This is a genomic window from Microbacterium sp. 22242 (assembly GCF_052045495.1).
Taxonomy (GTDB): Bacteria; Actinomycetota; Actinomycetes; order Actinomycetales; family Microbacteriaceae; genus Microbacterium.
In genome coordinates this window covers 54,334-67,382 of sequence record NZ_JBQEOZ010000011.1, presented here as the reverse complement: position 1 = coordinate 67,382, position 13,049 = coordinate 54,334, and the positions used below count along the sequence as shown (strand labels likewise).

10 protein-coding genes are annotated in these 13,049 nt (G+C 72.0%); 3 read left to right on the top strand and 7 right to left on the bottom strand.

Annotated elements, in window-relative coordinates; all coding sequences use genetic code 11:
• The first annotated feature begins 80 nt into the window (after window positions 1–80).
• Complete coding sequence (locus tag ACTJJZ_RS12845) at window positions 81–572, top strand: hypothetical protein (protein WP_440721579.1); 492 nt, start codon at window positions 81–83, stop codon at window positions 570–572.
• Between the two features lie 90 nt (window positions 573–662).
• Here the strand turns inward: ACTJJZ_RS12845 and ACTJJZ_RS12840 are convergent, their stop codons facing one another.
• The 4 genes from ACTJJZ_RS12840 to ACTJJZ_RS12825 all read right to left on the bottom strand — a co-directional run bounded on the left by ACTJJZ_RS12840 (window position 663) and on the right by ACTJJZ_RS12825 (window position 5,794).
• Window positions 663–2,120: an amino acid permease gene (locus tag ACTJJZ_RS12840; protein WP_440721578.1), complete on the bottom strand. Its 1,458-nt coding sequence runs from the start codon at window positions 2,118–2,120 to the stop codon at window positions 663–665.
• Between the two features lie 151 nt (window positions 2,121–2,271).
• A complete protein-coding gene (gene pntB / locus ACTJJZ_RS12835; protein WP_440721577.1) occupies window positions 2,272–3,687 on the bottom strand; it encodes a Re/Si-specific NAD(P)(+) transhydrogenase subunit beta in 1,416 nt (471 codons plus the stop codon).
• A gap of 3 nt (window positions 3,688–3,690) precedes the next feature.
• Window positions 3,691–5,265 (bottom strand): Re/Si-specific NAD(P)(+) transhydrogenase subunit alpha, encoded by a 1,575-nt coding sequence (locus tag ACTJJZ_RS12830; RefSeq protein WP_440721576.1) that lies wholly within the window; start codon window positions 5,263–5,265, stop codon window positions 3,691–3,693.
• Between the two features lie 331 nt (window positions 5,266–5,596).
• A complete protein-coding gene (locus ACTJJZ_RS12825; protein WP_440721575.1) occupies window positions 5,597–5,794 on the bottom strand; it encodes a hypothetical protein in 198 nt (65 codons plus the stop codon).
• 342 nt (window positions 5,795–6,136) lie between these two features.
• Between ACTJJZ_RS12825 and ACTJJZ_RS12820 the strand changes: the two genes are divergently transcribed.
• Both ACTJJZ_RS12820 and ACTJJZ_RS12815 read left to right on the top strand, forming a co-directional pair.
• On the top strand, window positions 6,137–6,646 hold the full coding sequence (locus ACTJJZ_RS12820) for a flavin reductase family protein (RefSeq protein WP_440721574.1): 510 nt from the start codon (window positions 6,137–6,139) through the stop codon (window positions 6,644–6,646).
• A 43-nt stretch (window positions 6,647–6,689) separates the two neighbouring features.
• Window positions 6,690–7,070: a hypothetical protein gene (locus ACTJJZ_RS12815; RefSeq protein WP_440721573.1), complete on the top strand. Its 381-nt coding sequence runs from the start codon at window positions 6,690–6,692 to the stop codon at window positions 7,068–7,070.
• 66 nt (window positions 7,071–7,136) lie between these two features.
• Here the strand turns inward: ACTJJZ_RS12815 and ACTJJZ_RS12810 are convergent, their stop codons facing one another.
• The 3 genes from ACTJJZ_RS12810 to ACTJJZ_RS12800 are packed head-to-tail and all read right to left on the bottom strand — an operon-like array spanning window position 7,137 to window position 13,011.
• A complete protein-coding gene (locus ACTJJZ_RS12810) occupies window positions 7,137–10,634 on the bottom strand; it encodes an error-prone DNA polymerase (protein ID WP_440721572.1) in 3,498 nt (1,165 codons plus the stop codon).
• The gene (locus ACTJJZ_RS12805; protein ID WP_440721571.1) at window positions 10,634–12,217 is read right to left on the bottom strand and encodes a DNA polymerase Y family protein; all 1,584 of its coding nucleotides are present in this window, start codon (window positions 12,215–12,217) and stop codon (window positions 10,634–10,636) included. Before ACTJJZ_RS12805 ends, ACTJJZ_RS12810 begins: the two co-directional genes overlap by 1 nt.
• On the bottom strand, window positions 12,214–13,011 hold the full coding sequence (locus ACTJJZ_RS12800; RefSeq protein ID WP_440721570.1) for a hypothetical protein: 798 nt from the start codon (window positions 13,009–13,011) through the stop codon (window positions 12,214–12,216). The genes ACTJJZ_RS12805 and ACTJJZ_RS12800 overlap by 4 nt, the downstream gene beginning before the upstream one ends.
• Window positions 13,012–13,049 lie beyond the last annotated feature (38 nt).

The window sequence follows — 13,049 nt, the reverse complement described above, 5'->3', positions numbered from 1 at the left end:
TCTCTTGTCGTGGGGCACGGGGAGGATTACCATGTGCTCGCGCGGGGCGCGCAAAAATCAATGAAGATCTGGGGATTCTTATGAGGAAACTGCGTTCGGCCGCTGCTGCGGCCACCGTTGTCACCACCGCCGCAGCGATCGCGCTGCTGACGGCCGCACCTGCGAGCGCTGCGGCGCAGACCTTCCGCCAGCATGACTCGTTCGATCCGACCGGATCGACCTTCTCGTGCAGCACCGGCGACCTGACGGTGACCGGCGGCATGGTCTACGAGTCGTTCGAGGGCGTGATGGACGCCCAGGGGATGTCGCATATCACCGGCACGATCGTGCCGCGCGGCGTCACCCTGACCGATGAGGCGGGAAACACCTACTACCTCAGCGGCTCCTCCTGGTTCGGCGCCACCGGAGCCGACGAGGACAGCATGACCGTCGTGGCGACCAACACCGACCACTTCGTGATCCGCATGGCGTCCGGCGGCGTCTACGCGACCGTCTCGGTCGTCGAGCACTTCTCCCCGAACGGCGACTACTTCCTGAAGGACACCGGGGTCTGCGAAGCGCCTGAGGGTTAGGGGCGACCGCGGGTGAGGTGACCCGGCAGGTCCGAGAGGTCTCTGACGCAGCTTCGCGTCAGAGACCTTCTCCTGCCGGAGCCCGTCGGCTCAGTCGACCGAGGGACGCGTCTGGTCTGCCTCTGTCGTCGCGTGACGGGGGCTGTCCGGGGAGAGGAGCGAGTGCCGCTTCGAGTACGCGAAGTACACGATCAGGCCGAGCACGAACCACACCGCGAACCGCACCCAGGTTTCCCAGTGCAGGTACGAGATGAGCCAGAGCGACGCGGCGACGCCGATCGCCGGCACCACCGGCATGAGGGGCAGCCGGAAGCGCCGCGGGATGTCGGGACGGCGATAGCGCAGCACGATCACCGACGCGCAGACCACCACGAAGGCGAGCAGGATCCCGATGTTCGTGAGCTCGGCGACCGTCGAGATCGGCACCACGCCCGCCAGGATCGCCGCGGCGATGCCCGCGATCCAGGTCACCCGCGTCGGCACCCGGTGCTTCCGGCTGGTCTTCGCGAACCACTCCGGGAGCAGGCCGTCGCGGCTCATCGAGAACCACACCCGGGTCACGCCGAGCATGAACGTCAGCAGCACCGTGATGATGCCGATGATGGCGCCGATCGCGATGACGTTGGCCGCGCCGCCCAGGCCGACCGAGGCGAAGGCGCTCGCGAATCCGCTCTTCGGGTCGATGCTCTTGTAGTTCTGCATGCCGGTGAGCACGAGCGTGGCCAGTACGTAGAGCACCATTGCGATCGCGAGGGAGAGCAGGATCGCCTTCGGCATGTGCCTGCGGGCGTCTTTGGACTCCTCGGCCGCCGTGCTCATCGCGTCGTAGCCGAACACCGCGAAGAACACCGTCGCCGCCCCGGTCATCACCCCGCCGAAGCCGAACGGGAAGTACGGGTGGTAATTCGCGCTGTCGATGTGGAACACGCCGAGCGCGATGATCAGCACCACGATGAGGACCTTGATCCCGACGGCGATGAACTCGAAGCGCGCCGCGTTGCGGATCCCGCGCGTGAGCACGAATGCCGTGAGCAGGCAGAGCAGCACGGCGAAGACGTCGACCACGCGCCCTGGCCCGGTGCCGACGGCGCCGAGCATCCAGTCCGGCAGCTGCACGCCGAGCTGCGTCACCAGGAACCCGATGTACCCGGAGATCCCGATCGCGACCACCGCGACGATCGCGGTGTACTCCAGCAGCAGATCCCAGCCGATGAACCAGCCGACGACCTCGCCCAGCACCGCATAGCCGTAGGTGTACGCGGATCCCGCCTTCGGGATCATGCCGGCGAACTCCGCGTAGGACAGGGCCGCGGCCGCGCTCGCGATCCCGGCGATGAGGAACGAGATCAGCACCGCGGGACCCGCCGTCTGGTGCGCGACCTCTCCGGCCAGCGTGAAGATGCCTGCGCCGATGATGCCGCCGACGCCGATCGCGGTCAGCTGCCACAGCCCCAGCTCGCGCTTGAGGCCTCCGGACTCGTCCTCGTCTTCGATCTGATCGATCGGCTTCCTGCGGAAGATTCCGCGGGGACCGGTGCTGCTGCTCATCGTCGAACCGCCCTTCGTCGAGACTCCCCCCGCTGTCACGCTACGCCCGGTCGCCGCCGTGCGCGGGTGGGACGCGCAGGCCGACGCGCACGGCGCCGGACTGCGGCTGCGGCCGCACGGCGCCGGACCGGCGTGGTGCGGCCGCGCGGGCTCAGAGAGCGCGCAGGATGTCCTCCACTCGCTGCTTGGCGTCGCCGAACAGCATCTGCGCGTTCTCCCGGAAGAACAGCGGGTTCTGCACACCGGCGTATCCGGCGGCCATCGAGCGCTTGAACACGATGACGTTCGCGGCCTCCCACACCCTCAGCACGGGCATGCCCGCGATGGGGCTGCCCGGATCCTCCGCGGCCGCCGGGTTGACGGTGTCGTTCGCGCCGATCACGAGCACGACGTCCGTCTCGGCCAGGTCGTCGTTGATCTCGTCCATCTCCTCGACGATGTCGTAGGGCACCTTGGCCTCGGCGAGTAGCACGTTCATGTGCCCGGGCAGGCGCCCGGCGACCGGATGGATCCCGAACCGGACCCGCGCGCCGCGCTCGCGCAGCTTCGCGGTCAGCTCGGCCACGGGGTACTGCGCCTGCGCCACGGCCATGCCGTAGCCCGGGGTGATCACCACGCTCGACGCGTCGCGCAGCAGCGCGGCGGCGCCCTCCGGATCCACCTCGTGGATCTCGCCCTCCTCGTCGTCTCCGGCCGAGGACGGCGCGGCGATCCCGAACCCGCCCGCGATGACGGAGAGGAAGGACCGGTTCATCGCCTTGCACATGATGTACGAGAGGTAGGCACCGCTGGATCCGACGAGCGCACCCGTGACGATCAGCAGATCGTTGTCGAGGAGGAAGCCGGCAGCAGCCGCAGCCCAGCCCGAGTAGCTGTTCAGCATCGAGATCACGACGGGCATGTCGCCGCCGCCGATCGAGGCGACCAGGTGCCAGCCGAGCAGCAGCGCGAGCACGGTGACGACGACCAGCAGCCACAGCACCGGCGTGATCACGTACCAGACGGTCAGCACGACGAACAGGACGAGTGCGCCGAGGTTGAGCACGTTCTTGCCGGGCAGCATGAGCGGCGCGGACTTCATCCGCGCCGAGAGCTTCAGGAACGCGACGATCGAACCGGTGAAGGTCACCGCTCCGATGAACACGCCGATGAAGACCTCGGCGTGATGGATGTCGCGCAGCGCCCCGGTGAGGGTGTTCGGTTCGATCGCGCCGTTCCAGCCGACCAGCACCGCGGCCAGGCCGACGAAGCTGTGCAGCAGCGCGATCAGCTCGGGCATCCCGGTCATCGCGACGACCCGGGCGCGCCACAGCCCGATCGAGCCGCCGACGAGGACGGCGATCACGAGCAGGATCGCGCCGACGGTGAGGGAGGCGGATCCCCAGGCGTCGACGATCACGGCCCAGACGGTCGCGACGAGCGCGATGGCCATTCCCGCGATGCCGTACCCGACGCCGGCCCTGGCGCTCTCGTGGCGGCTGAGCCCGGCCAGGCTCAGGATGAACAGCAGCGCCGCGACCAGGTAGGCGGCTCCGGCGATCGACGCCGGGGTGAGCAGAGCATCCATGGATCAGGCCCCCGCCTTCTCTGCAGGTGCCGCGCCGTGCGCGGGCGCGGTGCTCTTCGCGAACATCGCGAGCATGCGGCGGGTCACGGCGAAACCGCCGAAGATGTTGATGCAGGCCAGCAGCACGGCGACGGCCGCGAGGATCTGCGCGATCAGGGCGTTGCTGGTGAGCTGGATCATCGCACCGACGACGATGATCCCGGAGATCGCGTTCGTGACGCTCATCAGCGGGGTGTGCAGCGCGTGCGCCACGCGGCCGATCACGGAGAAGCCGACGACGACCGCGAGCGTCAGCACGGTGAAGTGCTGCGGCAGCGGGGCCGGGGCGAACGCGTTCACGAGGAACAGCACCGCGATCCCGAGCGCGACGAGTCCGATCCTGCCGCCGGCGGTGAGCTCCTTCTTCTGCGGCGCGGCGGGCGCGGGGGCCGCCGCCGGAGCGGGCGGGGCCGCGGACACCTGAACCGGGGGAGGCGGCCAGGTCACCTGGCCGTCGTGGGCGACCGTCACCGCGCGCTGCACGACGTCGTCGAGGTCGAGCACCACCTCGCCGTCCTTGCCCGGGGTGAGCAGGGCGAGCAGGTTGACGACGTTGGTGCCGTAGAGCTGCGAGGCCTGGGTGGCCAGGCGCGACGCGAGGTCGGTGTAGCCGAGGATGACGACGCCGTTCGCGGTCACGATCCGCTCGCCGGCGACCGATCCCTCGACGTTGCCGCCCTGACCGGCCGCCATGTCGACGATGACGCTGCCCGAGCGCATGCGCGCGACGTCCGCCGCGGTGATCAGCCGCGGCGCCGCGCGGCCCGGGATGAGCGCCGTGGTGATGACGATGTCGACGTCCGCGGCCTGCTCGGAGTAGATCTCGGCGGCGCGGCGGTCGTACGCCTCGCTGGTGGCCTTCGCGTAGCCGTCCGTGGACTGCTCGACGGCGACCTCGACCTTCAGGTACTCGCCGCCGATCGACCGGACCTGATCGGCGACCTCGGGGCGAGGATCCGTCGCCCGCACGATCGCGCCGAGGCTGGACGCCGCCCCGATCGCGGCGAGCCCGGCGACGCCGGCGCCCGCGACGAGCACCTTGGCGGGCGGGACCTTGCCCGCGGCGGTCACCTGCCCGGTGAAGAACCGCCCGAACTCGTGCGCGGCCTCGACCACGGCACGGTAGCCGGCGATGTTGGCCATCGAGCTCAGCACGTCCATCGACTGCGCGCGGGAGATGCGCGGCACCGCATCCATCGCGAGCGCGGTGACGCCGCGGGCTGCGAGCGCGGCCAGCAGCTCGGGCTGGAACGCGGGGGCGAGCAGGCCGATGAGCAGGGCGCCCGGTCGCAGCGCCTGCACCTCGGCGTCCGTCGGCGCGTTCACCTTCAGCACGATGTCGCCGGCCAGCGCGGCATCCGCGCCGACGATCTCGGCACCGGCCGACGCGTAGGCGTCGTCGGGGAACGCGGATGCCGTTCCGGCGCCGGCCTGCACGGCGACCTCGTATCCCAGGGCCACGAGCCGTTGCACGGTCGCCGGCGTCGCGGCGACCCTCGTCTCGGGCGGCTGCTCGGTCACGATTCCGATGCGCGTCATCGCTTCTCCTTCTGCACGTCTTCGTGGATGCGTCCGCGTCATCGCGGGGCGCGCGGCGCCGGGAGGGGACCACGGCGCGGCGACTCGTGCGAGCGTAGCGGAGACGGCGGGCAGGATCGGGCGTGCTGCGGTCTTCGTGTCGGCGAAAGAATCGGCGAGTTTGCCGAACCGGTAAGGACGGCGACCGGCGAGTGCCGGCGGAGGGCGCGGCAGAACCCGGTGACGACCACCGGAGACAACCACCGGAGACGACCCGGTGACGCCGTGGTTCGTCCGGACCGCCCCTGGACACACAGCCGCCCCGCCGCGCGATGGCGGCGAGGCGAGAGGCTCACACCAGGATCTGATCCTCGATCTTCCGCGCCAGGCTCCTGGCCTCTGCGGCGTCGGCGAGGAGAGCGGGTGCGTGCAGCGGATCCATCGCCGCCTCCGCTTCGAGGCGGCCGGCGTGTTCGTCCAGCGCCGAGGTGATCACGAAGTACGACAGCGCGCCCGTCAGATTGAGGATCACGATGAGTTCGTCTTCCATGCTTGATCACCTCCCTTCCTGCGGGATGTCCCCGGCGGGGGCGCCCCTGCAGCCCGCAGGAACGCCTTCTCCGCCTCAGGGATATCGTCCGCGGGCCGCACCGCGCCGTCCAGGCTCTGGACAAAATCGCGGTGGTGTGCCATAGGTGCTGCCAGCACCGCTTCCGCCCCCCGTTCGCTCGCGGGTCCAGGGCGGGAGCGCCCGTTCCGCGGGGCGGTCCGGGGCTCCTCGCGCTGCACGGGCGGGAGCGATCGCCGGTCGCATCCCGCGCCCTCGGAACAGGAATACGGTGGAAGGTGAGCCGGAACCCGACACCGGCTGCGACGACGAAAGAGGATCAGCATGACCGACCCGGGACTGGATCAGGACGTCACGGAGAAGTTCAAGGGAGCGTTCCGGCATCACCCGGCCGGCGTCGCTCTCGTCTCGGCGACGACTGCGGACGGCCCGGTCGGTCTCACGCTGTCCAGCGTCGCATCGGTGAGCGCGGACCCTGCCGTCCTGGTGTTCTCGGTCACCCGCGCGACGGGCAGCGCCGGCGGGATCCTGTCCGCGCCGAGCATGCTCGTGCACTTCCTCGTCGCGGGTCAGGAGCCGATCGCCGACGCCTTCGCCCGCACAGGCCAGCCTCGGTTCACGCCGGAGCAGGGCTGGCAGCTCCTCCCCACCGGAGAGCCGTTCCTGCCCTCCGCGCGGGTGGCGGTGCGCGGCAGCATCCGGGAGACGCATCGCGTGGGCCCGTCGGCGCTGATCCTGCTCGATGTGCTGGACGTCGTCGACGGCACCCCCGGAGCGCCCCTGCTCTATCACGACCGGCACTACGACAGCCTGGTGTCCTCGACGCAGAAGTAGGCCCCGCCTGGACGGCGCCGGTCTTTTGGAGGATGGTGGATCCATGTCGGTGACCGTGACGCTTCCGCTGTCGGCTCCGCTCGGCGTGGGGCGCATCGTCGCGGTGGACGAGGAGGCCTCGACGGCGCGGATCCGCGATCTGACCACCGGGGTCGCCTATCTCGTGCCGCGCTCGGTGCTGCCCGACCTCGGGGTGCTGCCCTGGCGCGGCCGGGTGGCCGCATGCACGGTGATCGCGGCCGAGGAGGGCGTGACGACCGATCTCGTCCTCGACGCGGTTCCGGTACCGGGTTCGGCGGCGCCGAGCGGATCGGCGGTCGCGCTCGAGGGCGCGAGCAGGGCGGCTGCCGCGGCGAAGGCCCAGGCGGCGGTCTGGGGCGGCACGGACCGCCCTCCGCAGGAGGAGCAACCGCACTTCTGGTGAGGAAAGCACCTCCTGTGAGGAAGGCGCATCCGGTGAGGATCTCGTTTCCGGTGGGGACGCGGGGGCTCATTGGAAGTCCCGGGAGTGGTGCGCGACGCCCACCTGGAGCGCCTCGAACGCGTCGGCCACCAGATTGACGACCCCCTCGGGGGAGCGCTCCAGGATCCCGCGGACGATCAGGGCCGGCGACTCCCGGGCGATCCGGCGGTAGCGCAGCCACACGCCCTGCGTGCAGATCACGTTCACGAGGCCGTGCTCGTCCTCGAGATTGAGGAAGGTCACCCCGCCCGCGGTGGAGGGGCGCTGCCGGTGCGTCACCAGTCCTGCCGCCTCCACCCTGCGGCCGGTCTCGTGCGTGCGCAGCGCAGAGGAGGTCAGCACCCCGCGCGCATCCAGCCCGGGGCGGAAGTGCGCGAGCGGGTGGTCGTCGGTGGACACCCCCGTCGCCCACAGGTCGGCGGTGAGGATCTCGTAGCTGGTCTGGTCGGGGAACAGCGGCGGCTGCACCGCGACCACCGTGTCGGGCAGGTAGCGGGCGCGGTCCTCCGCGGCGGAGCCGGCGAGCCAGATCGCCTCCCTGCGCTGCAGTCCGAGCGCGTCGAACGCGCCCGCGGTGGCCAGCGCCTCCACCTGCGCGGCCGTGAGGTCGGTGCGCCGGACGAGGTCGTTCAGATCGCGGTAGAGTCCGCGGGCGGCGCGCTCGGCCACGATCCGCTCCGCCGTCTTCTCGCCGATCCCGGTGATGCCGGCGAGCCCCAGGCGCACGGCGAAGCGGCCGTCGCGGCGATGCGCGGCGGACTCGTCCGCGGCCTTCGGATCGAACTTCTCGGGTTCCTCCTTCGGGAGCTGGACCGCGCACGAGGAGATGCCGGTGAGGCCCGTCTGCGCGGGATCCAGCGGCTCCAGCGTCTCGGTGGCTCCGGACAGGGCGATGTCGGGCCGGCGCACCTCGACCCCGTGCCGCCGGGCGTCTCCGGTGAGGGTCGCGGCGGAGTAGAACCCCATCGGCTGCGAGCGCAGCAGCCCGGCGAGGAACGCCGCGGGATAGTGCAGTTTGAGCCAGGAGCTGGCGTAGACGAGCAGCGCGAACGACAGCGAATGGGACTCGGCGAAGCCGAAGTCGGAGAACGCCTGGATCTGCGCATAGATGCGATCGGCGGTCTCCTCGTCCAGCCCGTGCTCGCGCATCCCGTCGTACAGGCTCTTCCTGATGCTGTCGATCCTCTCCAGCCCGCGTTTCGACCCCATCGCCCGGCGCAGGATGTCGGCCTCGTCGGCGGTGCAGTTCCCGAGCGCGGTCGCCATCTGGATGAGCTGCTCCTGGAACACCGGGATGCCCAGGGTGCGCTTCAGCACCGGCTCCAGGACGGGGTGGGCGTAGGTGACCGTCTCCTGCCCGAGCTTGCGCCGCACGAAGGGGTGCACGGCTCCGCCCTGGATCGGGCCGGGGCGGATCAGGGCGATCTGGATCGCGAGCTCGTAGAACTCCCGCGGCTGCAGGCGGGGGAGCAGCCCCATCTGCGCGCGGGACTCGATCTGGAACACCCCGATCGTGTCCGCCCGGCAGAGCATGTCGTAGACCGCGGGCTCCTCCTTCGGCAGAGTGTCCAGTGTCCAGTCCTCGCCGGTCGCGTCGCGGACCAGGTCGAAGCAGTGCCGCAGGGCGGAGAGCATCCCGAGCCCGAGCAGATCGAACTTCACCAGTCCCATCCAGGCGCTCGCGTCCTTGTCCCACTGGATGACGGTGCGCTTCTCCATGCGGGCGTGCTCGACCGGCACCACCTCGCCGACGGGTTCGCGAGTGAGGACCATGCCGCCGGAGTGGATGCCCAGGTGCCGCGGCGCCCGGAGCAGCTTGTCGGCGTAGTCGACCACCTGTTCCGGGATGTCGTGGTCAGCGACCAGGGAGAGGTCGAGGCCCCAGCGCTCCACCTGACGCGACCAGGCGTCCTGCTGGCCGGGGGAGTGCCCGAGCGCCCGGGCCATGTCGCGCACCGCGTTCTTCGGACGGTACTGGATCACGTTCGCGACCTGCGCCGCGTTCTCCCGCCCGTACTCCTCGTAGACCCACTGGATGATCTCCTCCCGGCGTGAGGAGTCGAAGTCCACGTCGATGTCCGGCTCCTCGTTGCGGGTGGTGGCGAGGAAGCGCTCGAAGGGAAGGCCGTACCGGATCGCGTCCACCGCGGTGATGCCGAGCAGGTAGCAGACGGCGCTCGCCGCGGCGGATCCGCGTCCCTGGCAGAGGATCCCCCGATCCTTCGCCTCCGTGACGATCCCGTGCACGATGAGGAAGTAGCCGGGGAAGTCCTTCTCCTCGATCACGGCCAGCTCACGCTCGATCCTCTTCCGTCCCTCGTCGGTGAGGTGCGGGTACTTCTCCGGCACGGCCGCCCAGACCAGCGCGCGCAGGCGGCTCATCGGCGTCTCGCCCGGGCCGACCCGCATCGTGGGCAGGGCCGGCTTGGCGCGGCGCAGCGGGAAGGCGCAGGCCTCCGCGATCTCCAGACCGTGCGCGATCGCGCCGGGGTAGCGCGCGAAGCGGGCGGTCATCTCCGCCCCGCTGCGCAGGTGGGCCGAGCCGTGCGCGGGCAGCCAGCCTTCCAGCTCGCGCATGCTCCGGGTGGCGCGCACCGCCGCGATCGCCTCGGCGAGGGCGGCGTCATCGGGTCTCGCATAGTGCACGTTGTTCGTGGCGACCACCGGCAGCCCGTGCGCGGCGGCGAGAGCGGCGAGGATGTCGTTGCGGCGGGTGTCGAGCGGATCGCCGTGGTCGATCAGCTCGACCGCCACCCGATCCGTGCCGAACAGGTCGACGAGGGTGCGCAGCGCCCGCTCCGCTCCCTCCGGCCCCTCCCGTTCGAGCGCGGTGCGCACGGCCCCCTTGCGGCAGCCGGTGAGGATCGTCCAGTGCCCCTGCGCCCGGTTCGCGAGGGACTCCAGCACGTAGTGCGGGCGTCCCTTCTCGCCGCCGCGCAGCTGGGCCTCGGTGATCGCCCCGGACAGACGGTGGTAGCCCTCCTCGCCCCGGGCCAGCACGAGCAGGTGCTCGCCGAGCGGGTCCGGAGCGCCGTTGCGCGCCGGGGTGGGGGCCCCGCCGCCGAGGGACAGCTCCGCGCCGAACACCGTCTGCAGCGGGGAGGCGTCCCCGGAACCGGAGGGGGACGCGGACGACCCGGCGCCGTCGGCGGACGACCCGGCGCCGTCGGCGGACGACCCGGCGCCGTCGGCGGATGTGAGGGATGCGGCGGCCTCGGCGAAGTGCGCCGCACCGTAGAAGCCGTCGTGGTCGGTGATCGCGAGCGCGCTCAGCCCCAGCCGCTGCGCCTCCGCGATGAGCTCCTCGGGGGAGGAGGCGCCGTCGAGGAAGGAGTACGAGGAGTGCACGTGCAGCTCGGCGTAGGGGACAGCGTCCGCCGGACGCGGGATGTCGCCCAGCCGGATCGGCGGGCGCTTGTGCATGCGCGATGGCGCATCCACCGTCCCCTCCTGATGCAGCGGCTTCCGACCGCTCAGCGTGCGCTCCAGCTCCGCCCAGGACATGTCCGGGTTGTGCCAGCCCATCAGTGATACCTCCCTTCGGCCCACCAGCGGTCGCCCTGGTGGAGCACGAGCCAGGCCCGCTCCTCGGCGTCGACCAGCTGCAGGCGCTCGCCGCAGAGGGAGCCTGCGGGATCCCCGCGGCGATCCCGCAGCGGCCAGGGACCGGCCCAGGACAGCACGGCGCAGGAGTCGACGGCGGCCGGATCCGCACTGAGCAGGCCGCGGCCGTCCACGCCGATCGCGCTGCCGTCCGCCGCGGTCACCGCGATCGGCCGGGGCGGCACGAAGACCTCCGCCGGCAGCGGATCCGGCAGCTGCCCCGGCCAGGGCTGATCCGGGGGCCGGGCGGGCACCACCCGCTCGCCCCAGGGCGTGAGCTGCTGCCGGTCGCTGAGCAGACGCCCTCCCGCGACGGTCCCGGTGAGCACGCCCTCGTGACCGAGCAGGGTCTGCACGCGGGAGACGGCGTGGTGCAGCCGATCGTCGGTGCCGGAGCCGAACAGCGCCGGCTGGTGGTGCGCGGCGTCGTCGACCGCGACCGGCGCGATCCGCACCCGGGCGATGCCGCGGAAGCGATGCGCCTCGTCGGCGTCCTCGCCGGCTGCGGCGGCCTCGGCCGCGAGCGACTCCAGCTGCCAGCGCACCCGGTCGACGAGATCCGAGGCCTCGAAGCAGGTGGGGTGCAGCCAGGTCCGGGAGGTCACCTGCTCGTCGTCGTCGGTGAGGTCGATGCGCACCTCGGTGCACACCAGCGAGGCCTTTCCGAGGGCGAGGATCACGGCGTCGGCGCTCTGCCGCACCGCGAACGCGATCTGGTCGGACTGGCCGAGCGGGGGCTCGAACTCGACCTCCGCCTCGAGCTCCGGATCCGCCGACCGCGGCACGACCGGACGGGAGTCGGCGCCCGCCGCCAGGGCGTGCAGGCGCACTCCGCGTTCGCCGAAGCGCTCCCTGAGCCGGGCCGTGCCGAGGGCGGCGAGCTCGCCGAGGGTGCGCACGCCGAGGCGGAGCAGCAGCGGGGCGACCTCGTCGTCGCCTCCGGTCACGTGATGCAGGGCCTGCACGGGCAGCGGGGCGAGGAACGCGGCGGACGCGCCCGCGGCGACCACGAGCGCCGGATCGGCGCCGCGCGCGGCGAGCTCGGCGGTGAACGGCCCGTCGGCGATCCCGATCCGCACCTCGGAGTGCCCCTCCTCGGCGAGGCGGTCGTGCAGCGCGCGCGCCGCCTCCTCCTCCCCGCCGTGATAGCGGGCGATCCCGCGGGCGCGGAGCAGGGCGAGGCCGGGGCGGAGCAGCTGCGCGCCGGGGGCGTGCGCCTCGATCAGGCGCAGCACGGGCAGGAACGCCCGCTCGTCCCGTGCCGGATCGGCGGGCAGGATGCGCAGGGAGGGCAGCAGCCCCTGCGCCTCGCGCCGGCGCTGCCCGATCCGCACGCCCTCGGCCCTGGCGGCGGCGGAGCACGCGACCACCCGGTTCGCGTGGAAGATCGCGGCGGGCTCGTCCGCGGCGGCTCCCAGCGCGGCGCGCAACGGCCAGTCCGGGAACCACAGCACGATGACCCGGACGGGCGGCACGCCGGACGGGACGCGGACCGCGGAGTTCATCCCGCCACCGCCAGCAGGGCGCGCGCGTCGGCGACCGGGCGCAGCCCGGTCCGGACGGAGGGGAGCGGGACGAGCCGAGGTGCGGCGGGGGAGACGGCCTCTATCCGGCCATGGGCACCGGGCAGCCGCACCCGCACGCTCTGCGGCACGGGGGAGCGGCGGGTGCGCGCGGTGACCGTCGCCTCGCACTCCTCCAGCGCACCCCAGCCCGCGCCGAGGCCCCGCCAGTGCGGGTCGTGCATGCGGATCGAGCCCTCGCTCTGCGGCCAGGCGATGTCGCCGGCGCGGGCGGACGATCCCCCGCGGGCGGGGACGACCAGCAGCGTGCAGCCGCGATCCCGCAACCGTGCGCTCAGCCGGGAGAGCTCGGCCTGGCCGACCGGCGACGAGGGGCGGATCGCGATGAGGGGGATCACCTCGGAGAGTGCGGAGACGACGGAGAGCCAGCGCGGCCCCGGCCCCGGCACGAGGAGCAGGCGGCTCAGGTCCACGCCGTGCCCGGCCAGCGCCTCGACGCCCAGGGTCGGCATGCCGACGACGGCGCACCAGGCCCCGGTGGCGGAGGCGCCCGCGAGCAGCGCGGCCACGAGCCCGGGAGAGGGGGAGAGCGAGTACGTCGTGCCGACCTGCAGACCGCCCTCCGGCAGGATCGGCTGCAGCGCGGGAGCGACCGGGATCAGCGGCAGATCGCTCCGCCGGCGCTGCATGCGGGTGATCTCCCGGCGCAGCCGGAGCACATCCCCGGCCCGAGCGTCGGCGGCGGGGTCCATCATCGAACCGAGAGCCATCCCCATGGATCCATCCTCGAACATCTCTTCTAGTAATGCAACGT